A 25,874-nucleotide genomic window follows, 5' to 3' on the forward strand; every position below is an offset into this window, starting at 1 on the left:
GGTGGATTCCCGATACAACCCCGCAGCAATTGAGGAAAAATGGCAAAAAACATGGGCAGAACTTGGCTTAGATCGAACACCGACAGCTAGCAACAAGCCAAAATTCTACGCTTTGTCCATGTTCCCTTATCCATCGGGCAGCTTACACATGGGTCACGTCCGTAATTATACCATTACTGACGTGATTGCCCGCCTCAAGCGAATGCAAGGGTATCGGGTAATACACCCAATGGGTTGGGATGCTTTTGGCTTGCCAGCAGAAAACGCTGCCATTGACCGTGGTGTACCGCCAGCAAAGTGGACTTATCAGAATATTGCCCAGATGCGGCAACAATTGCAGCGTCTTGGTTTATCCATAGACTGGGAATGCGAAGTCGCTACCTGTTCGCCAGAATATTACAAGTGGACGCAATGGATTTTCTTGCAGTTTTTGCAAGCGGGTTTAGCTTACCAAAAAGAAGCTGCGGTAAACTGGGACCCCATTGACCAAACTGTACTGGCAAATGAACAAGTCGATAACGAAGGACGTTCTTGGCGCAGCGGGGCAATAGTTGAGCGCAAATTGTTGCGGCAGTGGTTTTTTAAGATTACTGACTATGCCGAAGAATTACTCAATGACTTGGATAAGTTGACGGGTTGGCCTGAGCGCGTCAAATTAATGCAGGCAAATTGGATTGGGAAATCCACAGGCGCTTACTTAGAATTTCCGATTGTTGGGATAGATGAAAAAATCGCTGTATACACCACACGCCCAGATACAGTTTTTGGCGTGAGTTACGTGGTGTTAGCACCAGAACATCCTTTAACAAAGCGTGTCACCACAAAAGAACAACAAGCGACAGTAGAAGCGTTTATTAAAGAGGTTTCTAATCAAAGTGAGTTGGAACGTACCGCTGAAGATAAACCTAAGCGGGGTGTCCCCACAGGTGGGGTAGCAATTAACCCGTTTACAGGCGAAGAAGTGCCCATTTGGATTGCTGATTACGTACTGTATGAATATGGTACTGGGGCAGTCATGGGTGTACCGGCACACGATATCCGGGATTTTAAGTTTGCCCGGACTTATGATTTGCCGATTGATTTTGTCATTGCTTCCCCAGATGATGTTGTAGGTTTTGACTTAACTCCAACATCAGAGACGGATGAAGTCACACAACTCGTGCAAATTGAATACAACCAGGCATACACTGAACCAGGAATTTTAATTAATTCCGGTGCTTTTACTGGTATGACTTCCACAGATGCTAAACAAGCGATCGTTGACTATGCCGAACAACAAGGTTTTGGTAAAATGCGGGTGCAATATCGGTTGCGGGATTGGTTGATTTCCCGGCAGCGTTACTGGGGCGCACCGATACCCGTAATTCACTGTCCTAATTGTGGGATAGTACCAGTGCCCGATAAAGATTTGCCAGTACAGTTGCCGGAAGAGGTGGAATTTACTGGACGTGGTGGTTCACCTTTGACTCAGTTGGAAAGTTGGGTAAATGTACCTTGTCCGACTTGCGGCACTCCAGCGAAGCGGGAAACTGACACGATGGATACTTTTATTGATTCCTCGTGGTATTTCTTGCGTTTCCCTGACGCTAAGAATGAACAACAGGTTTTTGATTCCAGTAAAATCAATGACTGGATGCCAGTAGATCAATACGTAGGTGGGATTGAACACGCGATTTTACATTTGTTGTATTCGCGGTTCTTTACCAAGGTGCTGCGGGACAGAGGCTTGTTGAATTTTGATGAACCGTTCCAACGTCTGTTAACTCAAGGCATGGTGCAGGGTTTAACTTACTTGAATCCCAACAAGGGCGGCAAAGATAAATGGATTCCTTCTAATCTGGTGAATGCTGCCGACCCACGCGACCCCCAGACAGGCGAACCGTTGCAACGTCTTTACGCCACCATGTCTAAATCCAAGGGTAACGGTGTAGCGCCAGAAGATGTAATTTCCAAATATGGTATAGACACAGCGCGGATGTTCATCTTGTTCAAAGCGCCGCCAGGAAAAGACCTGGAATGGGATGAAGCTGATGTAGAAGGACAATTCCGCTTTTTAAATCGGGTTTGGCGTTTGGTGACAGATTATGTTGCTGCTGGGGTATCCCGGAAGAAACCCCAACTTTCTGATTTAAGTAAGCCAGAAAAGGAATTGCGGCGGGCAATTCACACTGCTATTCAAGCGGTGACGGAAGACGTGGAAGATGAATATCAATTCAACACAGCTATTTCAGAATTGATGAAATTGAGTAATGCTTTAACTGATGCCGATGGGAAAAATTCACCAATTTACGCAGAAGGCATTCGGACTTTGGTGGTATTGCTAGCGCCCTTTGCACCACACATTGCTGATGAATTGTGGCAGTTGTTGGGTGAAAGTGATTCTGTTCACACGCAAACCTGGCCATCATTTGACCCCACTGCTTTAGTAGCTGATGAAATCACTTTAGTGATTCAAATTATGGGCAAGACTCGTGGGACAATTCAAGTACCGGCACAAGCTGATAAAGCCGCGTTGGAAAAATACGCCCGTGAATCTGAAGTAACCCAGCGTTACATTGAAGGCAAAGAGATTAAAAAGGTAATTGTGGTGCCTGGGAAGTTGGTAAATTTTGTAGTCAGCTAAAGGAATCTGAAGAAAAAGTGCTGAGTTAGGAGTTGAGAATTATTCTCCTTGTCCCCTTATCTCCCCACTCCCTGCATTTTCAGGACATTTTCAGGGTTGGAGTAGTTAACCAACCCATTTTTGCTGTGTATTTTACAACCAAGGATGGCGTGGTGGATTGACGTTGTTGAGAAAGTAGTTACCTACAGCGTAGTATTTCCAACGCACGGGATCGTGTAAGGTATGCGCTCTGGCATTCCGCCAATGGCGATCGTAGTTAAATTGCTGCAACGTAGATTTAGTACCTGCTAGTTCAAATAATTTATTAGTTGCTAGCAATGATGCTTCTGTTGCCAATGCTTTTGCTTCAGCAACTGCAATAGAAGCCTCGACTACCTTGGCTTCTTCCAAGTCTGAAGCATTTGCTGCATCAATAAACTCACCAGCACGCTTTAGCAATGCTTCGGCAGCATGAACCTGGATTTGGACTTGTCCAAGGTTATAGATAGTCAAAGGATCGTCGTAGGCATGTTCTAAATTACTATCAACCCAAGGACGAGTATGGTTACGAACAAAGTTTATAGTATCTCGTATAGATGCTTTGGCAATTCCCACATCTACGGCAGCTTGAATAATCTGAGCTACAGCGCCCATAGGGGTGGCACGCTCGAATGCTAGGTAATGGGGAATCACATGCTCTGGTTTGACTTTGACATTTTCTAGAATGGTGGTGCCGCTAGCAGTAGTTCGCTGTCCAAAGCTTGTCCAGTCATCAAGTAAAGTTATTCCTGGTGCATCTCGCTCCACAAAAGCGATCGCCGTTTTACCTTCTTCATTAGCAGCAATTACGGGAATCCAATGAGCTAACAATGCACCAGCAGAATAATATTTACGCCCATTGAGAATATATTCATCACCAGACTTTTCCAAACGCGTCTGGACATCGGTAACGGATTTAGTACCAATTTCCGAAAAGGCATTGCCAAACCTTTTACCTTGTAATACCAAATCAAAGAAAAATTGCTTTTGTTCATCTGTGCCATCTAGATGAATTGCTTCCACCATGTAGAGGTGATTTTGAGGAATTTGTCCGAGACTGGAATCTGCTTCGGAGATAATTTTGATGACTTCTGCCAGAGTGGCATGAGATACAAACGCACCACCATACTCTTTGGGAACTGTAATCCCCCACAACCCACTAGCAGAAAACTTTTTCACCTCTTCATAAGGTAAACGCCGTTGTTGATCGCGTTCTGAATCTTCTTTGACAAAATCAGCAGCTAATTCATGAGCGATCGCGATCGCTTCGGCATCACTTGTAATCACATGAGCTTTTTGTTCGGTATCAATTGTAGTTGTCATCAATTCACCTTTGTAACTTATCTATTTACCGCTGGAAAATCTTTGGCTACACATTTACTAACTCTTCAGTTGTGCGACGACGTGCCTCAATTTTTCGTACCAAAGGAATGACTTCACGTCCGAATGCTGCCAAGTCATCGCTATAGTGCAGAAAGCCACCCAGAATTAAATCTACGCCTACTTCGTAGTACTGACGAATGCGCGAGGCGACTTGCTCTGCTGTACCAATCAAGCCTGTTCTAAAGCCGTCGTTGTACTGTATCAAGTCTTCAAAATTGGAATTTGCCCACATTCCTTGTCGTTCACGAGTAGAAGCTCCTGCATGTTTGACGGCTTCTCCAAATCCTTGTACAGCTTCTTTATCGGCCTGGGCTATAATCTCTCGCAACACTGCATGGGCTTCTGCTTCGGTATCTCGTACCAAAATGAAAGCATTTAGGCCAAACTTTACTTTACGTCCTTCTTGACGTGCCAGAGCAGATACTTCCTGAATTTGCTCTTGTACGCCTTCGATAGTATTGCCATTCATGAAATACCAGTCAGATACACGGGATGCCATACGCCGGGCGGCTTTGGAGTTACCACCTTGAAAAATTTCCGGGTGTGGATTGTGGTTAATCGGTTTGGGTTTTACCCAACCACCATTGATACGGTAAAAGTCGCCTCTGAAGTGGAAATCATCTTCTGTCCACATACCTTTCAGCACACGGATAAATTCTTCGGAACGACGATAACGTTCATCATGGTCTAACCAAGGTTCGCCATAAATCGTGAATTCACCTTTGAACCAGCCACTGACGACATTTAGGCAGAAGCGACCTTGAGAAATAAAATCAATTGTCGAACCCATTTTGGCAACCACGCCGGGATGCCATAGCCCCGGATGAACAGCAGCAATCAATTTGAGCCGTTCGGTTACTGGTGCTAAAGCTGCTACTGTCGAGAGCGCTTCTAATTGATATTCTGCACCGTAGCTAGCAATAAATCGAGCTTGAGCTAAAGCATAGTCAAAACCCACTTGCTCAGCTGTTTGAGCTAGCTTTGCGTTGTAATCAAAAGTCCAATCTGTGCGTTGGGGAATTTTGCTAACTACCAATCCCCCACTAACATTGGGAACCCAATACGCAAACTTAATATCCATTAACTTCCGCCTTGATAGTGTTAAAAACTTTTGAGCAACACATTTTTGGGTGAAGACGCGATTCATCGCGTCTCTACAAAATGGTCTATTTGTCCCATTCTTTTTTCAAATTGGTATAAAACTTGCACAAAAAGTTGAAGACACGAATTTGAATGAATGGCGCGAACCAAACAATTTTTAAATTCTGACTATTAGTACTGTATTCCGACAAACTTACCGTACATTTGTAAATTTACGGTATCATGACTTATTCCTGAAAAGCAAGTTTTGTAGTTAGGGAATTCCTCAGCAAAATCTGTAGCTGCTACAGCAAAGGTTTTAAGCCTGACGCAAAGACAGGGAGAGACTTTGAACGGGAAGTTTCTCTCTTATTTAGGTGAACCCATTTTTTCGCTGGCAATGATATGCAAATCAATGTTTTTGAGCAAGCGCACCAATTTTTGCGTTAAAGAACCTTTGAGGAGTATTTGCCAGCGCGATCGCTGACTTTCTCCAATTACAATTTGGGTAATGCGATATTTCTCTGCTACTTCGGCGATCGCATTAGCTACGTTACTATTAGTTACCCGAATAAAAGTCCCTTCAAATTCTTTACAGAGTTTCTCACAGGTGTGGATGTGTAAACTTTCCTCTTTGGTAAGGAAGCGCTCTGGATCGGCAACAAACAAAGTATACAGCGGTGCATTCATGTAGTTAGCTATTCTCGCACCACGGCGTAAGAGTTGCACCGAGTTAGGGTAAGTAGATACACATACTAAAACTCGTTCATGAATGTTACAAAATTGTCCATTTGGTGTGGTGGCGATCGCATTTTCTTCTACGTTGTCTGCTACTTCCCGTAAAGCCAACTCCCGCAAAGCTATTAGGTTACGACGTTGGAAAAAGTTATCGAGGGATTGTTGGATTTTTTGCGGTGCGTAAATCTTGCCTTCTAATAATCGTTCTTGGAGCGTTTCTGGTGTCACATCGACTAGTACGACTTCATCTGCTTCATCCAAAATCCTGTCAGGAACTCGCTCACGCACTACTATCCCGGTGATTCTGGCTACTAAGTCATTGAGGCTTTCTAAGTGTTGGACATTCACTGTCGAGTAGACATCGATACCTGCTGCCAAGACTATTTCTACATCTTCGTAGCGTTTTTCGCGTGGGGAACCAGGGACATTGGTATGGGCAAGTTCATCGATTAAGACTAATTGGGGCGATCGCTTTAAAATAGCATCTGTATCCATATCCGTTAGGGTCAACTCACCGCGAGGATATTGCTTGCGGGGCAAAATCTCCAGTCCCTCTGCCTTTTCTCCTGTCTCCTTACGTCCGTGGGTTTCCAAAAGCCCGACAATGACATCAATTCCTTCTTGTTTGAGTGCGTGTCCCTCTTCCAGCATCCGGTAGGTTTTGCCTACCCCAGGAGCCATGCCAATAAATATTTTATGCTTGCCCCGCCGTGGCGGATAAAGGGAGTAATTTGCAGATATCGAAGGTGTAATGGTCACTAAACTAGTATTAGTATGAATGGTTTGCAGGGCTATAGTCTTTTACCAAATTCTGAATTCTGAATTCTGAATTCTGACTCATTCTCATTGATTTTGCTGACGATTAATATCTTGCAGGTCAAGAGCATAATTCAATCGAAGAACATTGACACCAGGTTCGCCAAAAATCCATAAAAATCTGCTATCAGTATACTTATTAATTAGACGTAAAATTTCTTCCTCTGCGACTCCACGGGCACGAGCTACTCGCTCCAATTGCTGGCGTGCTGCTTTGAAGGAAATGTGGGGATCTAAACCCGATCCAGAGGTGTAAATAATATCAGCGATCGCTTGAAGATTTTCGTCTCGCAGTTCGTTTCCCTGCTCTATAATCCGATTGAGTAGCTCTGGATTGCTAGGAGCGAGATTGCTGGCTCCAGATATGCCAGTTGGCCTGGCTTTTTTGCCTTGGCTATATCTAACAGTGCTAGGACGGGGATGAAAATATCGCTCAGATGTGAAGCTTTGACCAATCAAAGCTGAACCAATTGGTTCATTATTTAAATTCCGCATGATGCTGCCGTTAGCTTGATAGGGCAAGAAAACTTGACCCACTACAAGAATTACGAGGGGATAGATGATTGCAGTCAACAACCAAAGCATCACAGTTATGAAAATTGCTCTGATTGATTCTCGAATAATACCCATAATAAATTTTCCACTTGCTCCTAAAATTAATTTTTAATTTTTAATTTTTAATTCTTTTACCAAATTAGGATGCTGTCAACTGCATCAATAATTGGGACAACTACCACATTCAACCACAGCAGGCTAAAAATAGCGAGTGTTAGATGTTATGTCATTGCTACCAAACAAAGGATATCGCCCAAGGAGTGCTTTTGCATGAGTTATCGAACTGCCGGTCTCAAATTTCTCGCTCAGTGTTGAGCAACAAGTATATTTATTCATATTCCTTTTCTTTCCCCTCTCAACAGGTAAAAGTAAAAATAAAACAGGCAAAAATATTTATTCTCTTACCTTGGGAAGAAGCGCTTGTTTTCCAAAATCTCTATTTTTGCTGTTCTTAAGCCAAGCCTACAACTGTAATTAGCATATCTATCAATTTAATAGCGATAAACGGCGTAATCACCCCACCTAAGCCATAAATTAAGATGTTACGTTGCAATAGCTGATTAGCTGTTAGCGGTCTAAACTCGACACCTTTCAATGCCAAAGGAATCAAAGCTGGAATAATCAAAGCATTGTAAATCAGTGCCGATAATACAGCAGAATTAGGACTGGTCAAATTCATAATATTCAAGCTTTGCAGGTTAGCAGCGACAAAGATCACTGGAATAATCGCAAAGTATTTAGCAATATCATTGGCGATGGAAAATGTCGTCAATGCGCCGCGAGTAATCAGCAATTGTTTGCCAATGCTTATAATATCGATTAACTTTGTGGGATCGGAGTCCAAATCTACCATGTTGGCGGCTTCTTTGGCGGCTTGGGTTCCTGTATTCATAGCGACGCCGACGTTAGCTTGGGCTAATGCGGGAGCATCGTTAGTTCCGTCCCCTGTCATGGCAACTAGCTTACCTGCTGCTTGTTCTTTTTGAATGACGCTGATTTTGTCTTCTGGTGTGGCTTCGGCGATGAAGTCGTCCACCCCAGCTTCTCTGGCAATGACGGAAGCTGTAATCCGGTTATCGCCAGTTAGCATGACGGTACGCACTCCCATGCGTCGTAGTTGCTCAAAGCGATCGCGGATACCAGGTTTCACAATATCTTTAAGATAAATAACTCCGTAGATTTCGTTATCTAGACTGACTGCTAAAGGTGTACCTCCCAGGTGAGAAACTCTCTCGTAAACTGCATCGAGTTCTGGGATATCCCCTCCGTTGCGGGAACGGACAAATCCTTTAATGGCTCCCACTGCTCCCTTCCTGGCCTCATGTCCACCAGGTAAGTTCGTACCACTCATGCGTGTTTTGGCAGAAAAATTGACTCCTTCAGCCTGACTAGAGTCAAAATCAAATCTTGCGCCTAACTTTTCTGCCAGCCGGACAATGGATTTACCTTCTGGTGTATCGTCAAATACGCTAGCTGCCCAAGCAACACTGGCAATTTCCGCCATAGTATGACCGTTGATGGGGATAAATTCTTCTGCCAAACGGTTACCAAGGGTAATTGTACCTGTCTTATCGAGAACTAGAGTGTTGACATCACCACAAGCTTCTACGGCTCGTCCTGAGGTGGCAATGACGTTAAATTGGGCGACTCGATCCATACCAGCAATGCCGATGGTACTCAGTAAGCCGCCGATGGTGGTGGGAATCAATGCCACTAATAGGGCAATCAAAACCGGGACGCTAATTGGACTATCGACGTAATAGGCAAGTGCGGGCAAAGTCGCCACAACAAGTAAAAATACTAAGCTGAGGACTGCCAACAACACAGTCAAGGCAATTTCGTTTGGTGTTTTGCTACGTTCTGCCCCTTCCACCAAGGCAATCATTCTGTCAATAAAACCTTTACCTGGGTCAGATGTGATCCTGATAATCAATTCATCTGAGATAATCCGCGTCCCACCAGTGACGGAACTGGCAACATCGGAGCCTGATTCTTTTAATACTGGTGCCGATTCCCCAGTAATTGCCGATTCATCCACCGAGGCCACACCCATAATTACTTCACCATCGGCGGGTATAATATCGCCAGCAACTACGTAGATATTATCGCCTTGTTTGAGGCTGGTGGATGGAACTTCACTAATTGTGCCGTCGGCAGCGAGTTTTTTAGCGATCGTCTCTGATTTTGTAGAGCGCAAGGCATCGGCTTGAGCTTTTCCCCGCCCTTCAGCTATAGCTTCAGCAAAATTGGCAAACCAAACTGTAAAGAATAAAATCCCTGATAACAAGCCGTTAAACAGTTGTGGTTTCTTTTGGGTGACTGGGCCAAATAGGTTGGGATCAATGGTTACCAATAGAGTAACGATCGTCCCCACCCAAACCAAAAACATCACCGGATTTTTGATTGCATACTTAGGGTTGAGTTTGAGAAAAGCATCTCGAACTGCCCTTAAGTACAGCCATTTAGTATTTACCCTGGCCTTTTTACGTGCTTGGCGGCGATCGCCAGGACGAGAATTTGGGCGTCTAGCTTTGGAGGTAGGTGCCGCTTTATTCATAAAGAAAATTAGGAGTGAGGAGTTAAAAGTGAGGAGTTAGGAGTTAGGAGTTAAGAGTGAAAAGTTAGGAGTTAGGAATGAAAAGTTAGGAGTTAGGAATGAAAAGTTAGGAGTTAAAACTGAGGAGTTATTAATTCATAACTCATAACTCATAACTCATAACTCATAACTCATAACTCATAACTCATAACTTTTCTAGCTGCCAGACGCTAGTTGCAAACCTTCGGCTATGGGGCCTAAAGCTAGAACGGGAAAGAAAGTCAATACTCCCAAAACCAGGGTGACTCCAGCGGTGATCCCAATAAATACCAAAGAATCAGTTCTCAGGGTGCCGGGAGTTTCTTCTACTTGTTGTTTGCCAGACATCCCGTCAGCTAACAGTAGGATGGCAAACATCGGAATGTAGCGTCCTACTATCAAACTAACTAAAGTACTCAAGTTCCACCAGAGGCTGTTATCTTTCAATCCTTCTAAGCCAGAACCATTATTTGCCCCCGCTGAGACATATTCATAAACTACTTGGGAAATGCCGTGATAGCCAGGATTGCTAATTCCAGATAGGGAAATTGGATAAGCTAAGGCGATCGCGCTGGGAATTAAAACTACAATTGGGTGAATTAACAACACTACGCTGGCGAGAACGATTTCCCGTTTTTCAATTTTGCGTCCTAAGAACTCTGGGGTACGTCCCACCATTAACCCAGTGAGAAAAACGGTGAGAATTAAGTAAATGAATAAGTAAGCTGTTCCAGTTCCTTGACCGCCCCAGATAATTTGGATAAATAAGTTGAAGAGAGTCGAAAATATTCCCTGTGGCATTAAGGAATCGTGCATCCCATTCACAGCACCACACATGGTGGCGGTGGTCATAACTGCCCAAAATGCCGTTTGGGCCCAACCAAATCGGACTTCTTTACCCTCTAAACTCGGCTGTTCTAATCCGATGGTTCTGTTAATCAGGGGATTACCTTGCAGTTCTCCTACGGCTGTCACTCCAACCAAAACGACAAAAACTACAAACACCATCCAGAAAAGCAGCCACGCTTGTTTAATGTTGTTGGCAAATACACCATAGGTGTAAATCAAGGCTGCTGGTATGGAAATCATGGCGATCATTTCGATTAAATTAGAAGCGCCATTGGGATTTTCAAAGGGATGGGCAGAATTAGCGCCAAAAAAGCCGCCGCCATTTTCGCCCAACATTTTGATCGCCTCAAAGGATGCTACGGGGCCTCTGGCAATATACTGAGTTCCTCCCTCTAAGGTTGTTATATCCATAGTCCCTTTTAATGTTTGCGGTACACCTACTAAAATCAAGGCGATCGCACTAATAATTGAAATTGGCAGTAATATTCGCGTGATTGCACGGGTGAGATCGACGTAAAAGTTACCTAGCCGTCTACCCGTCAACCCCCGAATAAAAGCAATTCCCACCGCTAAACCGGTGGCTGCGGAGGTGAACATCAAAAAGCCTAAAGCTGCTACCTGGCTAAAATAACTTAAGGTTGTCTCACCAGCATAGTGTTGCTGGTCGGTGTTGGTTAAAAAGGAAATAGTTGTGTGCAGCAATATATCCCAACTCGGCCTACCTAAGCCGTTAGGATTCCAGGGTAAGAGTCTCTGAAAATATAACAGTAAATACACTGAAATACCCATAATCAGATTAGTGCATATTACAGCCCGGATATACTGCCAGCCCGTCATATCATCTTTTCTGCGAACACCCGCTAGTACGTACATACTTCGCTCTATCGGGTTCATTAACAAGTCAAGCAGTGTTTTTTCTCCCAAGAAGACACGCGCCATGTATCTTCCAAATACTGGAGTAATTGCTACAACGATACACAGCGTTAAGCCGATTTGTAAAAAACCTTGTCCCATGTATTTTCCGCTCTATATAAACTTAAGTGTTAGCAGCTAATTCCTAAAAGTAACAGATGAACTGTTGGTGTACTTCATTTTGAGTGACTTGGCGATATTTTATAGCAGTCCACTTTGATTTTTGAACTCCTACAGCGTAAGTAGGCAAGAGGCAAGAAGTTTTTTCAACTTGTACTTAGCTTTGCAAAAATCAAATAGGATTCCCAACATATCAGCGAAATAAATCTCAGTAATGAGTGCTGAGTTAACATATTGCACTGTCTTAACTCATGAAGCAATTACTATTTTCCAGATGTCTGTTAAAGTTTTTGTTAAGAATATTTAAATTTTCCTTTTATTCATCTATCCCACTAGTTAGTATGATTAGTTTATACAATAGATTCTCAATATTTGCTACTTTCAAAAATATAAAAGTTTTCTAGAAAATAAATTAACCCATATCAAGAATAATAATACTCAAGAGAAAGGAAGCGCCAGGATAAGACCGTGGTTTCTCGCCTTTTTTAGTAATTTCAATCACTATAATTTTGATTTTTACGTATTTGGTATACTACACTTCTAGTTGCCAAGGGCAAGGTAATCATTCATAAGTTTTGTTTAAGCATTGCTAGCGATCGCATAAGCATTTGTCCCAATACTGCGATGTTGCTGACCACAAGCTACTTATTTGCAAATCCGTAAGCGTAGCCCATCGAACGCGAGTGCGTCTCGTAGAGAAGATATCGCCTCAGATATTGCACCTATTCTCTATTCCTCAGTGCCTGCTGCCGCCAAGTCATTTCTGCAAATCAAATTGCTATAAGTCATTGTTATATTGAAATTACCATGATGAATTTTTGACGTGAATAAAAATGACACAAGAATTAATAGACCTCAGAACTTGTATTTTAGAAGGACGTTATGCAGATGCCTTAGCAATTGTAGATGAATTAGAGGGAATGAGTAAACAAGCTATTCTGCGTAATATCCAAGCTTATTTAAGAATTCTGCTGATTCATTTAATTAAAAACCAAGTAGAGCAGAGATTAACAAATTCTTGGGTAGCTTCTATCCGGAATTCGCTTTTAGAAATTAAAAAACTTAATCTCAAAGACAATAAAAAATCTTATTATATCAATTTAGAAGAATGGGATACTCATCTGGAAGATGAAATAGAAGTAGCTGTGCGTGATGCGAGTGTGGAAGTGATGAATGGAATATATAATGAATTTCAACTAGCTGAAATAGTCGATAAAAACCAGATAATTCAGGGTGTTTTGAAATTTTTGATGCTAACTTATTCTTATTCAGCTAAAGAATTACCGGCAGTTATAGCTGAAAATTTAACTGAGTTACCCGGTGGAGAAGATTGGAAAAACAGATAGGCGGTGAAAAATGACACAGGAATTAATAGACCTGAGAAAGAGCATTTTAGAAGGACGTTATGCAGATGCCTTAGCAATTGTTGATGAATTAGAGGGAATGAGCAAACAAGCTATTCTGCGTAGTATCCAAGCTTATTTAAATATTCTGTTGATTCATTTGATTAAAAACCAAGTAGAACAACGATTAACTAGTTCCTGGGCAAATTTTATTCGGAATTCTATTCGGCAAATTAAAAAACTGAATATAAAAGATAATAAAACATCTTATTATATCAATTTAGATGAATGGGAGAATTTAATAGAAGAGGAAGTGATGGAAGATGCGATCGCAGATGCGAGTGAGGAAGTTATGAATGGAGCATATACTCAATTTCAACTAGCACAAATGGTAGACAGAAACCAGATAATTCAGACTGCTTTGAAATTTTTGCTACTAACTTATTCTTATTCAGCTAAAGAGTTACCGACAGTTGTGGCTGAAAATTTAACTGGGTTAGTCGGTGGAGAAGATTGGAAAACAGGTGGGCGGTGAAAAATGACATAGGAACTAATAGATTTAAAAAAGAGCATTTTGGAAGGGCGTTATGCAGATGCCTTAGCAATTGTTGATGAATTAGAGGGAATGAGTAAAAAGGCAGTTCTACGGCAAATAAAATCCTTTGTCAGAATTCTACTAATTCATCTAATTAAGAATCAACTAGAGGAGAGATTAACAAATTTTTGGGCAGCTTCTATTCGGAATGCAATCCGCGAAATTAAAGAAGTAAATGTCAAAGAAAATAAAACATCTTACTATATCAGTTTAGATGAATGGGAAAATTTGATAGAAGAGGAAGTCGTGGAAGATGCGATCGCAGATGCCAGCGAGGAAGTTATGAATGGTAAATTCACTCGCTCTCAATTGTCAGCGATGCTAAATAAAAACCAGATTATAACCACAGCAACAAGTTTCCTGGCTTTAACATATACTTATTCGCCAAAGGAATTACCAGCAATTATGGATGATTATCTCAGTAGGTTAGCTGGGGGAGAAAATTGGATAAATCGGGATAAGGCGATCGCGATTCATTTGCAGAATGCAGGGAATATTCCAGTATGCTGATTGCGAAAGCGTAGTAATTATTTTATAGTACTGTACGGATAACAAACCACAAAGTTTTCGCCAATTCAAGGTAGAGATGATGAAAGAAATAACTCGCCGCAAATTTATCGCCACAGCCACCTTGGCGACGGGTTTTGCTTTGGCAGTGCAGCCGATTTCTGCCGGAGTCATCACCACTGATACCAAGGAGTTGGTAGCTGGTGCAGTGAAAATTCCCGTTAAAGATGGCGAAATTCCTGCCTACAGAGCAGTACCCGCCACTGGTGAAAATTTCCCAATTGTTTTAGTAATTCAAGAAATCTTTGGCGTACACGAGCATATTCAGGATATCACTCGCCGCTTTGCCAAGTTGGGGTATTTGGCGATCGCTCCGGAAATGTTTGTCCGTCAAGGTGATGTCTCAAAATTAAGCAGTATCAACGAAATTCGCCCAATTGTCGCCAAAGTACCAGATGCCCAAGTGCTATCCGACCTTGACGCCACCGTAAACTGGGCTGTGAAATCAGCCAAGGGTAATGCCAATAAATTGGCGATTACAGGCTTTTGTTGGGGCGGCCGCATCACCTGGCTATACGCAGCACACAATCCCCAAGTAAAGGCGGGGGGAGCGTGGTACGGGCGACTCGTAGGTGATGCTACTGAACTTCAACCAAAGTATCCCGTTGATATTGCATCAAAACTGACAGTGCCAGTTCTCGGACTCTATGGTGGTCAGGATACGGGTATTCCCCTAGATACAGTAGAGAAAATGCGCGATCGCCTCAAGGAAAGCAGCAGCAAATCAGAAATCATCGTCTACCCCGATGCACCCCACGCATTTTTTGCCGATTATCGTCCCTCCTACCGCCAGAAAGATGCTCAGGACGGTTGGAAACGCCTTTTGGCGTGGTTTAAGGAAAATGGCGTGTAACAGCAGTCAGATAGCCAATTGATGGCGATCGCCTTTAATGTCTGCAATCAAACAGGCGATCGCTCGCGTACTAGGTAGAGACGATTTGATGGTAGATAGACCCGCGCTGTAGTGGCATTGGTGTCAACTTCAGCTCAAACCTCTGTTCCACAATCGTTTTACCCCACCCCTCAATCCCCTCCCCGAAGATCGGGGAGGGGAGGTTTTGCGTCAGCAAAGCCGGGGTGGGGTGACTCCGGATTGATTGGTAATTGAGTAAGTTTGCTCTAACGTCATTACAAGGTTTTTACGTTAAGTTGACACTAATGAGCAATGCTGTGCCACTACAACAGGTGTGGTTTTTAAAATCATCCATATTTGGTCTTTCCTGTCAATGCATAAGTCCTAACTACTAGCCCTTTCAAGGTGACTTGAAAGGGCTAGTCCTAACTACATTGAATTTTTATCGCCGATTTACTTATCATTATTCGTAATCATTTATTACTAAACCAAAATTTAGTTACAGGCCAAGACAACTCACAAATTGTTCCTTTAGAAGAAAGAGGAACTCGTTGAAATTTACCTTTGAGTTGCTTTGCTAAATTTCTAAACTGTTGGGTGCCGCGACCTTCTCGAGATGAATTGACACCCAACCCATCATCTATAATGCTCAAAGTGTACCAGCCTTCAGATGAAAAGCAAGTAACTTCGAGGCGAGTTACTCCTATGGCATGTTTGCCGACATTGCATAAAGCTTCTTCAAGAAATCGGCAGAGTCCTTGCTTTTGTTCTATGCTTAAATATCGTTCATCTATAGGTTCAAAAGTACGAATTTTAACTTTAATAGTTCTAAAGCAAGGAAAGTCTCGCGCTAAAGTATGGCTGTAAACTTGATAGAGAATTTCATGCAGAGGATCTTGCAAATTTAATACTAAAGTATTTCCTAAGTAAAGACTACTGTCTTGATTTGGAGGTTCTCGTTGTAAAAAATCATAAATTCCTCGGAGTTCGTGGTTTAGTTTCTCAAGTTCTTTTTCCAGTTCTGGAAGTAATTCTTTGATTGGTAAATCTTGACATCTAACCATTTTTAAAACTTTAGCTAGACTTTGCAAGGGTCCGTTGTGAATTGTTTCAAATGTGCGTTCAATAACATCCTGTCTAGTTTTAATTCCCAATCGCAGAGCTTGATCGCATTGATATAAAGCAGTGAGTTCTATACCATTGAGAGTTAAAACGATAATTGTAGGAATTACTGGAACCCACCAGCCCCAAGTTAAGAGAAAATAACTAGCGACTATTAAGCTAGAAGTTGTAGTAATCACAATGATGATATTTGCTAAAAGAGATTTACTCAATCGAGCGATCGCAATTCCTAAAAACCCCCAGGCAAAGATCCACAAATATTCCCATTCATCTGACCAAGTATTTAAAAGTGGTCTGTCATCAAGCACCGCGCTGACAATTTGGCTCACAGCATGTGCTTGGATTTCTACTCCATAAACTTGTTTTTTTGTAGGCTGATTAGATGTAATTCTCGAAGTAGTTATCAAGTCTTTACGACTAGGGGAAGTTATGCCGACAATTACAATGCGATCGCGTAACCATTCAGAATTAAATTTGTTGCTTTTAATATCATTTAAAGATATAGTTTTAAATCTTTTTCGACCACTACGGAAATTGAGCAGTACTTGAACTCCGGTTACATCAGTTCGGACATAGCCTCCAGAGTTAGGAAAAAGTTTTGGTAGTGGAGTATTACCAAACTGAATTCCAGTGCGATCGCTAATACTATTTTTGAGGCTAATATTTTTCTGAGCTAAATAAATTTCTGCTAAACGTAGAGATAAAGATAATTTTTCTCCTTGAAATGTTGGTGTTATTAATAGGCTTCGTCTTAATTTGCCGTCAGCATCCGTAATTTGATCGGCAAAACCAATTTGTTCAAAAGAAAAATTCGGTGGCGGAGCAATTTGCTTGGGGAATACTTTTTCAATGACAATTAAATTTTTGATATTTTTAAAAGCTGCCAACAGTTCTGTATGACCAGGGTTAACTGGAAAATCTCTATAAATATCAAGACCGATAACTCTAGGTTGACACCTGTGCAATTTCCACAATAGTGCTGCTAAATCTCTATCTGATACTGAAGAATCTATGAGGCGATCGTCTTGATTAATGCCCACAATTATAATTCGTTCATCTATAGGTTCCTCAGGACGCAGACGCAGGAAACTATCAAAAGCTAGCCACTCTAAAGATTGCATTGAACCACTCAGACGAGCAACTATCACCAGTGCAATGACTACAATTCCTGGAAATGCACCTACACGCCAAATCCGAATTTCTTCTTTGATTATTTTCCAAAGCCGAGGCTGCATAAGCTTTCCTCCTAGCCTTTAGCTATAAGCTTTATGGGTAAAGTATTCTGAATTCTGAGTTCTGAATTCTGACTCCTCTTTATTAGCAACTAATCAATTAAACCTTCTTCTCTAGCTCTGATTTCAGTTTGAATCCGAATATTTTTTCCTTCATCAGGATAAACATTTAAAGCGTCTTGTAGCTTACTCCAGTAATGACGTACCATACGTTCAGATATACACATTCGTTCAGCAATAGTTTTGTCTTGTAATCCTTCTTCAAACGCTAAAGTCAGCACCCTAAGCCACTCTGGTTTAAACTCTAATCCCGAATAAATTCCTTTAATATCTTTTGTATGAGTTAATCCTTGTAACGCCCAATCAACTCTAGTCAACATTTCTTGGGTGGAAAGACTTTTATCGGCGACTGTAAAACCTCCTTTATGACTATCAATATCAGGTCTAATTCTCACTAATGTTCTCACATGAGCAGTTTGGACAATAATATTCAAGTTGGGATAGTGTTTCATCAAAATTCTGAGTAGTTGAATACCTGTGTCCGGTCGGGCTGTATTGCCATAATTTTCTGGTATGGAAAGATCCATAACTATAAGATCTAGCTGTAAACTACTAACTTGATTGAGAGCATTATTAGCATTTATAGCAGTGACAATTTCAGCACCAGGGTAATGTTTTTGTAAGATGTCTACTGTTCCACTTAAAACTGACTCATGGTCATCAATTACCAAAATTTTCAGCAATGCCTTCTCTGATATTTCTTGTTTCATAACTCACAGCCTGCTGATTAAGTAGAGAATTAAAAATTCTTGATTATCATCCACATTAGCCAATTATTTTTCTGGAAATATAAAGAAATATATTAAATTAAAAAATATAATAATTACCAGTAAAAATACCAGGAAATTTTCATATTTTTAGCGCGACGAAAACATTTACCTGAGGTTAGTAATCGAAAAGTTTCACAAAGATAATTTAATTCTGGTAGCCTGGAATGAAAGATAAATGTAGACACATTAGGATAAGTAATTTCTACAATTAATTGTCCAATATTTTTGTGTTCTTTTAAATTGATATAAATTGATGTTGATGCCAAAACTTCTGCTAAAGTTATGGTCAGTAACTCATTTAAAGCCGTTAATACAACTAGACTACGTTCAGCTGGCTCATGCCGCCAATAAAGCGGTAAATCGATTTGAAAGTATAACTGAGGATTGGACACTAGCCAAGGTTCTAATAAACACTCAATAGCTAACGGAAAACTGTCTTGAAGGGATGCCGGAAATAAGCGATCGCTCAGCTGCACCAAAGAGTGATGAAAATTGTCAATTTGTTTTAAGCATTCTTGAATTTTTTTATCTGATAAATTCAGATGATCTACTCTTAACAAATCTAAATTGCGACGTATTGTAAAAGATTCCTGTAACAAATCATCCCGAATTTTCTCTGCTTCCACAAAGAGTTTCATCGACTGCCTAGAAGACCACCATTGCAATGATTGTTGAATTCTCTGATAAGATGTCAGAAACCGCACTAGGGACATAACGTAGACAATTCAAAGTATAATTTTCGGACACAATTTCAGGCTCACATAATATTGTTATGTCAGCTATTTTAGTAGCATAAGAAAAAAGTTATATGCAACCCACGGCATATTTATGCCAAAAAAATGCCAACGTGTACAAAATAATTGCCAAAAAGTGCCACGAGAATTTATCAAGACTTTATAATGTATCATTAACCCATTTCATATTAAATTTCTCGTAGTTGCTACATTTAAAAAAGACAAAACTCTCTTCCCTGACATAAACAGGGAAGAAGGAGTTATGATGGGTAAATACTACACATTACATTGATAGGGCAGAATTCAGAATGGGCTACGCCCCGCGGCGCTAACTGAATTCAGAAGTCCTGATTTCTGACTTTTTACTTATTAAATATCTGTGATTAATCTCGCCTTTCTCAACATAAATTGTAATGCTGTCTCTTCTTGGGAAATAATATTAGCTTTTGCATTCATCCCTGATTGGATGTGACACTGAAGAGTACCGTTGCCAAATTTTAGCATTTCGGGTTGAATTGTGGCTTCAAAATAACCAGCAACAGCAGTTGATGTAGCTGCATTGATATTGCTACCCACAGGTGTAATTACATCTGGAGAAATGCCACTGACAACAGCTTTGAGAGTACCATAATCAGGATATGGACAAGCATCAATTCGCAATTGCACTTTTTGACCAACTGCAACTTTTTGAATTTCTGCGGTAGGAATCATCGCTTTAATCACCAAAGCAGCATTCTGAGGAACAATTTCAGCAATAGATTCGCTAACACCCACAACTTGACCAGGGTTTCGCAAATTGAGCTTGAGAATTGTACCATCGCTAGTGGCGCGAATAATGCTGTTTTGCAGTTGAGTCTCGATTTGTTGAAGTTCTTTTTGATATTGCTTGAGTTGGGTTTGCATTTCCACCCGCCGCTGCATTAAAGCTTGTTTTTCTTTGTTTAAAGTAGCGATGGTTGCTTCACCTCTAGCAATTTCTTGGGAAACGCGTTCTTGGGCGATCGCAATTCTTGCCATACTGGGATTGACTACAGCTAGGGCTGATTGCAGTTTAGCTTGAGCAATTTCAATAGATATTTTTTCTGATTCAAGTATTAACTTAGTCTGTTCAACAACTAGTTTTTTCTGCTCAAATTCACGCCGACCAATTGCTCCAACTTCTGCTAATTGTTCATAGCGATCGCTATCCATTTTAGCAAAGTCTAAATCCGCTTGAGCTTTTTGCAAATTTGCCCTAGCTTTTTGCAAGCTGGCTTGAGAAACCAACAATTCACTTTGAGTAGCAACTTTTCTTTCTTGATACTCTCGTTCGTTGCGTCCCAAATCTACTTTTGCAGAAGAAACAGTGCGTTCTATGAATCTTTTTTCAGCCAATATCTGAGTATCTAAAATAGCTACTTGCGAATCAATTTGAATTACTTGTAATCTACTTTGTTCGATATTGCCTTGGAGTTGACTTTTTTTGATTTGCAATTGTCGCGTATCCAGACGGGCAATTACTTCTCCTTTTTTAACAACTTGATTTTCTTTCACAAAGATACTTTCAACAGTCCCCTCCATTTCTGGTTGCACTAGCTTCGTGTCGCCTATGGGACGAACAGTAGCAGCAGTTTCCACCATGACATTGTATTTAATCCATGAAGAAAGAGCGATCGCAGAACCAATAGTTCCAACGAGAAACACTCCAGCTAAAGATGTCCAAGCACTAATAGGAGGAAGAAATTCATCCTTTTCAAGTGATGGTAGAAACTTTTCATTATGGGTGTAAAGCATATTTCTCCTAATAATTAAAAAAAAGTAGTCAGAATTCAGAATTAATTTTGTAGAGTTAGCCAATTTAAGAGAATACGTATAGATCAATACAGTTTAGAATGAGCAACAAAACCCTCATGTAGAGACGCGATTTATCGCGTCTTCTCTAGACCAATTATCTACACCAATAACCTTATCTGAATTCTGTTAGCGCAGCGGGGCGTAGCTCATTCTGACTCCTGACTTCTGAATTCTGAATTCTGAATTCTGACTCCTGACTCCTGATTTCTGAATTCTGACTTCTTCTTCAAGGAATCAAAAAGTCTATATGATCTCCTGGTTTTGTTCGCAACTCTTGCAAAGAACCTTCAAGCTTTAACTTACCTTGATCTAGCAATACAATCCAATCAGCTCGATTAACCACCTTCGGACGGTGAGTAATTAAAATCGTAGTTTTACCCCAACGATGTTTAAATAATTTATCCAAAACTTGTGCTTCACTTACCGGATCGAGTCCACCAGTAGATTCATCCAAAATCAAAACTGGCGGATCTGTAACAATCGCTCTTGCTATTGCCAGTCTTTGACGTTGCCCACCAGAAATATTTGCACCAAATTCACCTAAAATAGTTTGATATTTGTCAGGCAAATTATTAATAAATTCATCAGCCTCAGCTACTTGACAAGCTCTGACAATTTGCTCAAAAGTAACCTGGGGTGCGCCTAAGCGAAAGTTTTCCACAATCGAACGACTCCAAAAATGAGGCTCTTGAGGAACAAGAACTACCTGTTGACGTAGACAATCAAGAGAAAGGTCTTGGATATTATAAAGTCCAATACTAATATTCCCTGATTGCAGTGGATATAACCCAGCAATCAATTTCGCTAAAGTACTTTTACCACAACCAGATTTGCCGATAATGGCAACAACTTTGCCACCAGGAATTGTTAAAGAAAAGTTATCTATTAAATCAAGCCGACCAGCATAGTGAAAGTTAATATTGGTACAAACTATATCAGCATCACAGGGAATTTCAGCAAAAGGCTTTATCTCATCGCCCTCATTTTCCGCAGTGGCATCTATAACTTCGGTGAGCCGTTGTGTGGCTGTTTTTGCCCGCGTAAATTCCTCGACAAAACTAATTAAAGTTGCAATTAACCCCAGGAAATTACCATTCATTGAGTTAAAAGCAAGCAGTTGACCGATGCTGAGGTTTTCTGCTGGATTAATCACTAAATTACCGCCGAACCAAAGCAAAATTACGCCACCAATACCCGCAACCAAGCCAGAAAAAGTATTATTAATAATCCCAATTTGAATTGTGCTAAATGTCACGTTTGCCAGACGAGCAAATCGGCTTTGAAATTCGTCCCAAAATTGCGGTCTAGATGTGGTAGTTTTCAGAGTCAGCGCGCCTTTAAATGTTTCTACTAAAACTCCTTGTGTTTCTGCTTCTTGAACTAAAAGTTCACGAGTTTTTTGGCGCAAAGTCGGCTGGAAGACTATAGTAGATAAGCTCATCATCACAGCAATGAAGACAGCAACGGCTGTGAGTTTCCAGCTATAGAAAACCATGAAGCTAAAAGAAATCAGCGCAATAAAAAATTGACTTGGTAGAGTGATAATTAAGTTAGCAACTAGCTGATTAATTTGGTTAATATCTCGCAGACGACTAACAATTTCACCGCTACGTCTGGCTTCGTAATAAGCAAGGGGTAATCGTAAAATTTGCCGCCCAAATTCCAGAACTAAACCTAATTGCAGACGTTGGGCAAAGTGAGCAATTAAGTTAGATTGTACAAACGAAAGACTACGAGAAACAACATTCATTACTACCACAGCGATCGCTACAGTAGTTAGTAATTTTGTATCACCTCGCACCAACACATCATCAGTAAGAATTTGTAGCAAAAAAGGAGAAGCTAAAGATAACAAACCCAACGTTAAATTCAAAGGCAAAACTTGAGCTAAAATCCCGCGATAAATCCAAACACGTTTGAAAAAACGCCAAAAACCGCCGACTTTATCATCCTCTTGGGCAAAAAAGCGTATTGGATCGGGTTCTAATAGAAGTATTAACCAATCTGTCCAGCCTTCCGCTATCTCTTGCTGAGAAAGATAACGCACACCTACCGCTGGATCTGCAACTAAACATTTTTTACCTTTCTTACCATATAAAACAACCCAGTGATTCCCTTTCCAATGAATAATTGCTGGTAGCGGTGCTTCATTCATTCGATTGAGAAGTTCCGGCGAAGTTTTCACTGGACGAGCATTAAACCCAAGCGTTTCTGCTCCACGCTTCAGCCCCAATAAAGTAGTTCCAAATTGTCCAGTACCTACCGCTTCCCTAATGCGGCTGAGAGTAAAAGTACGTCCGTAATATTTAGCAATAGCAGCAAGACAAGCAGCTCCACAATCTTCTTTGCTATGCTGTTTAACAAACTGGTATTTCATAGGTAAATTACTCTACATAATGACAAATACTGCCGCACCGCAAAAAGTAAATTACATTTTAAAAAATTTCAAAAATCAAAAATTCAATAATTTTGCAACTTTGAATTGAAGGAAAGCGGTACTAATACTATGAAATTTTTTCAGCCTGGTGTTATGTTTTTGGAATTACTAAAACTTATTTCTCAACTCTGAATATACTGAACAAAAGATGACCCATATAATTGTATTATTATGGATCATCTGTGGAAAATTTTGGTTCATTTTATGTTCAAGTGTGCCGATAAATTTATGTCACAGATGCTGAGATTTTAGCCAACACTTCCGTATATTATTTGTATTGATATTGTAAAAAATCAAGAATGTGATTCACATCTAAAGCCAAAAAAGCTAACCCAGCAGTCTTAATATTTGTAGATCTACCATAAGAACTAGCGATGCTGCCATCTGGTCCAGAATAACTACTACCACTGAGAATATTTTCACTGGCTTGGTAAAAAGTGGCATTTATTGCAAAATCAGCACCACCAGCTACAATCTCTAGTTGTTCATCAGATAAATCTCTAAACAATTCACCAGACATAGCTGTACACCTCGTAGTTTTAATTCGATGAAATTTTAGGATTAGTTACGTGAGTTCGCATCACCATCAGAAACATGGCAAGTTAAGTTTTTAGAATTAAAGACAATTCTTTTTACTCAACTATTTTCATCGAACTCACGTATTAATTGATTGCTGTTTTTAGTTGCTCAACTTAATGGCCATATGCTTCTGAAAGTTCAATAATTTCATGAGCATCCAAGGCTAAAAAAGCTAGTCCAGCAGTTGCAATATTTGTAGAACTGCCGTTAGAGCTAGCAGCACTACCATGAGGGCCAGAACTGCTTTGGCCATTGAGAACATTTCGGTTTGCTGTATAAAAAGTGGCATTTATTGCAAAATCAACACCACCAGCTATAACTTCTAGTTGCTCGTTCGATAAATCTGTAAACAATACGTGAGACATAGTTAGAAACCTCGTAATTTTGATTGGAAAAACTTGAACTATTAGTAACTTCAGTTCGGAATTGAGAAGTGGAAATTTGATTTTTTAGTATTAGAGATTTAATCTCTAATTTGCTTTCATCAAATTCACGAATTAGTTCATTGTCTTTTGGAGTTGCTTAACCTGATAGCTGTATCCTTTTTAAATCTGAGGAAGTTCATGAGATCCCAAGGCTAAGAAAGCTAGTCCAGCAGTTGCAATCTCTGTAGAACTACCGTTAGAGCTAGCAGCACTACCACTGGGGTCAGAACTGCTTTCGCCATTGAGAACATTTTGGTGTGCTGTGTAAAAAGTTGCATCTATTTGAAAATCAACACCACCAGCTACAACTTCTAGTTGCTCGTTTGATAAATCTGTAAACAATACGTAAGACATAGTTAGAAACCTCGTAATTTTGATGTCAGAAATTTGAACTATTTAGTAACGTGAGTTCGTGATTGGGAAGTGAGAATTTGATTTTTTAGTATTAGAAATTGTATCTCTAATTGTTTTCCATCAAACTATTTTCATCGAACTCACGTATTAGTTTATTGCCTTTTTTAGCCGCTTAAACTAATGGCTATATCTTTTTTAAATCTGAGGAAGCTCATGAGAACCCAAGGCTAAGAAAGCTAGTCCAGCAGTTTCAATCTCTGTAGAACTACCGTTAGAGCTAGCAGCGCTACCACTGGGGTCAGAACTGCTTTCGCCATTGAGAACGTTTTCTTTTCCTGCGAAAAAAGTTGCATCTAGTTGGAAATCAACACCGCCAGCTACAACTTCTAGTTGCTCGTTAGATAATTCTGTAAACAATACGTGAGACATAGTTAGAAACCTCGTAATTTTGATCTCAGAAATTTGCACTATTTAGTAGCGTGAGTTCGTGATTGAGAAGTAGTAATTTGATTTTTTAGTATTAGAGATTGTATCTCTAATTGATTTTGATCAAACTATTTTCATCGAACTCACGTACTAATTCATTGCCTTTTTTAGCTGCTTAACCTAAAATTCAACCTTAGGAATGTCACTAGCTCCCAATGCTAAGAAAGCTATTCCAGCAGTTTCAATTTGTGTAGAACTACCGTTGGAGCTAGCAGTGCTACCACTGGGATCAGAACTACTTTCGCCATTGAGAACGTTTTCTTTTGCTGCGAAAAAAGTTGCATCTAGTTGGAAATCAACACCACCAGCTACAACTTCTAGTTGCTCGTTGGATAATTCTGTAAACAATACGTGAGACATAGTTAGAAACCTCGTAATTTTGATTTGATGAGATTTGATTTAGCTATTAATTGATTGCCTTTTGATTGGCTGCTCAACTCGTCGCTTGTTTAATACGATATAGGTCAGTAACTATGTGAGTCATTTGCATTTTCTGCACAGTTAATTACCATGCTAAGAAAAACTTGTTGCACGATTAAGCTAGTAGTCTGTCTGAAAAATACGCCTATATAAAAGTTCTATTTTTATACTCTGCCTTGAGGATGATTATTCACAAAAGGCGTTAGGGCAGCACAGCTATACACCCCTAATACCTCTTGGCTCTTTATTCTTGCTCATGATTCGTTTAATGTTAAAGTCCCTTGGTAACCAAAATCACTTCGCCAAATCAAAAATCCTCTTACCAATGTTGCGATTTTAGTTACAATACTCAATGAAATTAGGTTAGCGATCGCTTTATATCATCTTTCCCTAAT

At 40.5% G+C, this 25,874-nt stretch carries 21 protein-coding genes; 5 read left to right on the forward strand and 16 right to left on the reverse strand.

The annotated features are described in order from the left end of the window. The first annotated feature begins 1 nt into the window (after position 1). The gene (gene leuS / locus IQ276_RS01445) at positions 2–2,623 is read left to right on the forward strand and encodes a leucine--tRNA ligase (RefSeq protein ID WP_193913671.1); all 2,622 of its coding nucleotides are present in this window, start codon (positions 2–4) and stop codon (positions 2,621–2,623) included. A 132-nt stretch (positions 2,624–2,755) separates the two neighbouring features. On the opposite strand, the gene IQ276_RS01450 is transcribed toward leuS, so the two are convergent. From IQ276_RS01450 to kdpA, 6 genes are all read right to left on the reverse strand, one after another. After that, positions 2,756–3,964 (reverse strand): SfnB family sulfur acquisition oxidoreductase, encoded by a 1,209-nt coding sequence (locus IQ276_RS01450; RefSeq protein ID WP_193913670.1) that lies wholly within the window; start codon positions 3,962–3,964, stop codon positions 2,756–2,758. Positions 3,965–4,010: 46 nt separating this feature from the next. Next, complete coding sequence (gene sfnG / locus IQ276_RS01455) at positions 4,011–5,105, reverse strand: dimethylsulfone monooxygenase SfnG (protein ID WP_190884507.1); 1,095 nt, start codon at positions 5,103–5,105, stop codon at positions 4,011–4,013. A 368-nt stretch (positions 5,106–5,473) separates the two neighbouring features. Further along, complete coding sequence (locus tag IQ276_RS01460) at positions 5,474–6,601, reverse strand: universal stress protein (RefSeq protein ID WP_193913669.1); 1,128 nt, start codon at positions 6,599–6,601, stop codon at positions 5,474–5,476. 84 nt (positions 6,602–6,685) lie between these two features. Then, complete coding sequence (gene kdpC, locus IQ276_RS01465) at positions 6,686–7,288, reverse strand: K(+)-transporting ATPase subunit C (protein WP_193913668.1); 603 nt, start codon at positions 7,286–7,288, stop codon at positions 6,686–6,688. A gap of 376 nt (positions 7,289–7,664) precedes the next feature. After that, on the reverse strand, positions 7,665–9,770 hold the full coding sequence (kdpB, locus tag IQ276_RS01470) for a potassium-transporting ATPase subunit KdpB (RefSeq protein WP_193913667.1): 2,106 nt from the start codon (positions 9,768–9,770) through the stop codon (positions 7,665–7,667). A gap of 195 nt (positions 9,771–9,965) precedes the next feature. After that, positions 9,966–11,651, reverse strand: coding sequence for a potassium-transporting ATPase subunit KdpA (gene kdpA / locus IQ276_RS01475; protein WP_193913666.1), 1,686 nt, complete (start codon positions 11,649–11,651; stop codon positions 9,966–9,968). An 851-nt stretch (positions 11,652–12,502) separates the two neighbouring features. Here kdpA and IQ276_RS01480 point away from each other — a divergent pair. The 4 genes from IQ276_RS01480 to IQ276_RS01495 all read left to right on the forward strand — a co-directional run bounded on the left by IQ276_RS01480 (position 12,503) and on the right by IQ276_RS01495 (position 15,027). After that, the gene (locus IQ276_RS01480) at positions 12,503–13,015 is read left to right on the forward strand and encodes a DUF29 family protein (protein ID WP_193913665.1); all 513 of its coding nucleotides are present in this window, start codon (positions 12,503–12,505) and stop codon (positions 13,013–13,015) included. A gap of 10 nt (positions 13,016–13,025) precedes the next feature. After that, positions 13,026–13,547, forward strand: coding sequence for a DUF29 family protein (locus tag IQ276_RS01485; RefSeq protein ID WP_193913664.1), 522 nt, complete (start codon positions 13,026–13,028; stop codon positions 13,545–13,547). Between the two features lie 39 nt (positions 13,548–13,586). After that, on the forward strand, positions 13,587–14,117 hold the full coding sequence (locus tag IQ276_RS01490) for a DUF29 domain-containing protein (RefSeq protein WP_228042799.1): 531 nt from the start codon (positions 13,587–13,589) through the stop codon (positions 14,115–14,117). A 79-nt stretch (positions 14,118–14,196) separates the two neighbouring features. Next, positions 14,197–15,027, forward strand: coding sequence for a dienelactone hydrolase family protein (locus tag IQ276_RS01495; protein WP_193913682.1), 831 nt, complete (start codon positions 14,197–14,199; stop codon positions 15,025–15,027). Positions 15,028–15,500: 473 nt separating this feature from the next. On the opposite strand, the gene IQ276_RS01500 is transcribed toward IQ276_RS01495, so the two are convergent. The 10 genes from IQ276_RS01500 to IQ276_RS01545 all read right to left on the reverse strand — a co-directional run bounded on the left by IQ276_RS01500 (position 15,501) and on the right by IQ276_RS01545 (position 25,419). Continuing rightward, positions 15,501–17,384, reverse strand: a complete 1,884-nt coding sequence (locus tag IQ276_RS01500) for a CHASE2 domain-containing protein (RefSeq protein ID WP_193921704.1) — start codon at positions 17,382–17,384, stop codon at positions 15,501–15,503. 89 nt (positions 17,385–17,473) lie between these two features. After that, complete coding sequence (locus IQ276_RS01505) at positions 17,474–18,151, reverse strand: response regulator transcription factor (protein WP_193921701.1); 678 nt, start codon at positions 18,149–18,151, stop codon at positions 17,474–17,476. A 113-nt stretch (positions 18,152–18,264) separates the two neighbouring features. Beyond that, complete coding sequence (locus IQ276_RS01510; protein WP_193921699.1) at positions 18,265–18,924, reverse strand: hypothetical protein; 660 nt, start codon at positions 18,922–18,924, stop codon at positions 18,265–18,267. Between the two features lie 390 nt (positions 18,925–19,314). Further along, the gene (locus IQ276_RS01515; protein WP_193921697.1) at positions 19,315–20,718 is read right to left on the reverse strand and encodes an HlyD family secretion protein; all 1,404 of its coding nucleotides are present in this window, start codon (positions 20,716–20,718) and stop codon (positions 19,315–19,317) included. Positions 20,719–21,004: 286 nt separating this feature from the next. Beyond that, positions 21,005–23,155, reverse strand: a complete 2,151-nt coding sequence (locus IQ276_RS01520) for a peptidase domain-containing ABC transporter (protein ID WP_235115343.1) — start codon at positions 23,153–23,155, stop codon at positions 21,005–21,007. A gap of 328 nt (positions 23,156–23,483) precedes the next feature. Then, a complete protein-coding gene (locus tag IQ276_RS01525; RefSeq protein ID WP_193918304.1) occupies positions 23,484–23,735 on the reverse strand; it encodes a CTB family bacteriocin in 252 nt (83 codons plus the stop codon). A 172-nt stretch (positions 23,736–23,907) separates the two neighbouring features. Further along, the gene (locus tag IQ276_RS01530; protein WP_193918302.1) at positions 23,908–24,159 is read right to left on the reverse strand and encodes a CTB family bacteriocin; all 252 of its coding nucleotides are present in this window, start codon (positions 24,157–24,159) and stop codon (positions 23,908–23,910) included. A gap of 180 nt (positions 24,160–24,339) precedes the next feature. Further along, positions 24,340–24,573, reverse strand: coding sequence for a CTB family bacteriocin (locus tag IQ276_RS01535; protein WP_235115344.1), 234 nt, complete (start codon positions 24,571–24,573; stop codon positions 24,340–24,342). A 195-nt stretch (positions 24,574–24,768) separates the two neighbouring features. Next, the gene (locus tag IQ276_RS01540) at positions 24,769–25,002 is read right to left on the reverse strand and encodes a CTB family bacteriocin (protein WP_235115345.1); all 234 of its coding nucleotides are present in this window, start codon (positions 25,000–25,002) and stop codon (positions 24,769–24,771) included. 177 nt (positions 25,003–25,179) lie between these two features. Further along, a complete protein-coding gene (locus IQ276_RS01545) occupies positions 25,180–25,419 on the reverse strand; it encodes a CTB family bacteriocin (RefSeq protein ID WP_193918296.1) in 240 nt (79 codons plus the stop codon). Between the last annotated feature and the right edge of the window lie 455 nt (positions 25,420–25,874).

The organism is Desmonostoc muscorum LEGE 12446 (assembly GCF_015207005.2).
GTDB lineage: Bacteria > Cyanobacteriota > Cyanobacteriia > Cyanobacteriales > Nostocaceae > Nostoc > Nostoc muscorum.

Bases quoted from the DNA above. Each gene is read 5' to 3' on its own strand.
- IQ276_RS01525 (WP_193918304.1), bottom strand. From the start codon at position 23,735: ATGTCTGGTGAATTGTTTAGAGATTTATCTGATGAACAACTAGAGATT.
- IQ276_RS01450 (WP_193913670.1), bottom strand. From the start codon at position 3,964: ATGACAACTACAATTGATACCGAACAAAAAGCTCATGTGATTACAAGT.
- IQ276_RS01535 (WP_235115344.1), bottom strand. From the start codon at position 24,573: ATGTCTTACGTATTGTTTACAGATTTATCAAACGAGCAACTAGAAGTT.
- IQ276_RS01495 (WP_193913682.1), top strand. From the start codon at position 14,197: ATGAAAGAAATAACTCGCCGCAAATTTATCGCCACAGCCACCTTGGCG.
- IQ276_RS01500 (WP_193921704.1), bottom strand. From the start codon at position 17,384: ATGCAGCCTCGGCTTTGGAAAATAATCAAAGAAGAAATTCGGATTTGG.
- IQ276_RS01485 (WP_193913664.1), top strand. From the start codon at position 13,026: ATGACACAGGAATTAATAGACCTGAGAAAGAGCATTTTAGAAGGACGT.
- sfnG (WP_190884507.1), bottom strand. From the start codon at position 5,105: ATGGATATTAAGTTTGCGTATTGGGTTCCCAATGTTAGTGGGGGATTG.
- IQ276_RS01545 (WP_193918296.1), bottom strand. From the start codon at position 25,419: ATGTCTCACGTATTGTTTACAGAATTATCCAACGAGCAACTAGAAGTT.
- kdpA (WP_193913666.1), bottom strand. From the start codon at position 11,651: ATGGGACAAGGTTTTTTACAAATCGGCTTAACGCTGTGTATCGTTGTA.
- IQ276_RS01530 (WP_193918302.1), bottom strand. From the start codon at position 24,159: ATGTCTCACGTATTGTTTACAGATTTATCGAACGAGCAACTAGAAGTT.
- kdpC (WP_193913668.1), bottom strand. From the start codon at position 7,288: ATGGGTATTATTCGAGAATCAATCAGAGCAATTTTCATAACTGTGATG.
- kdpB (WP_193913667.1), bottom strand. From the start codon at position 9,770: ATGAATAAAGCGGCACCTACCTCCAAAGCTAGACGCCCAAATTCTCGT.
- IQ276_RS01510 (WP_193921699.1), bottom strand. From the start codon at position 18,924: ATGTCCCTAGTGCGGTTTCTGACATCTTATCAGAGAATTCAACAATCA.
- IQ276_RS01515 (WP_193921697.1), bottom strand. From the start codon at position 20,718: ATGCTTTACACCCATAATGAAAAGTTTCTACCATCACTTGAAAAGGAT.
- IQ276_RS01505 (WP_193921701.1), bottom strand. From the start codon at position 18,151: ATGAAACAAGAAATATCAGAGAAGGCATTGCTGAAAATTTTGGTAATT.
- IQ276_RS01480 (WP_193913665.1), top strand. From the start codon at position 12,503: ATGACACAAGAATTAATAGACCTCAGAACTTGTATTTTAGAAGGACGT.
- IQ276_RS01540 (WP_235115345.1), bottom strand. From the start codon at position 25,002: ATGTCTCACGTATTGTTTACAGAATTATCTAACGAGCAACTAGAAGTT.
- IQ276_RS01520 (WP_235115343.1), bottom strand. From the start codon at position 23,155: ATGAAATACCAGTTTGTTAAACAGCATAGCAAAGAAGATTGTGGAGCT.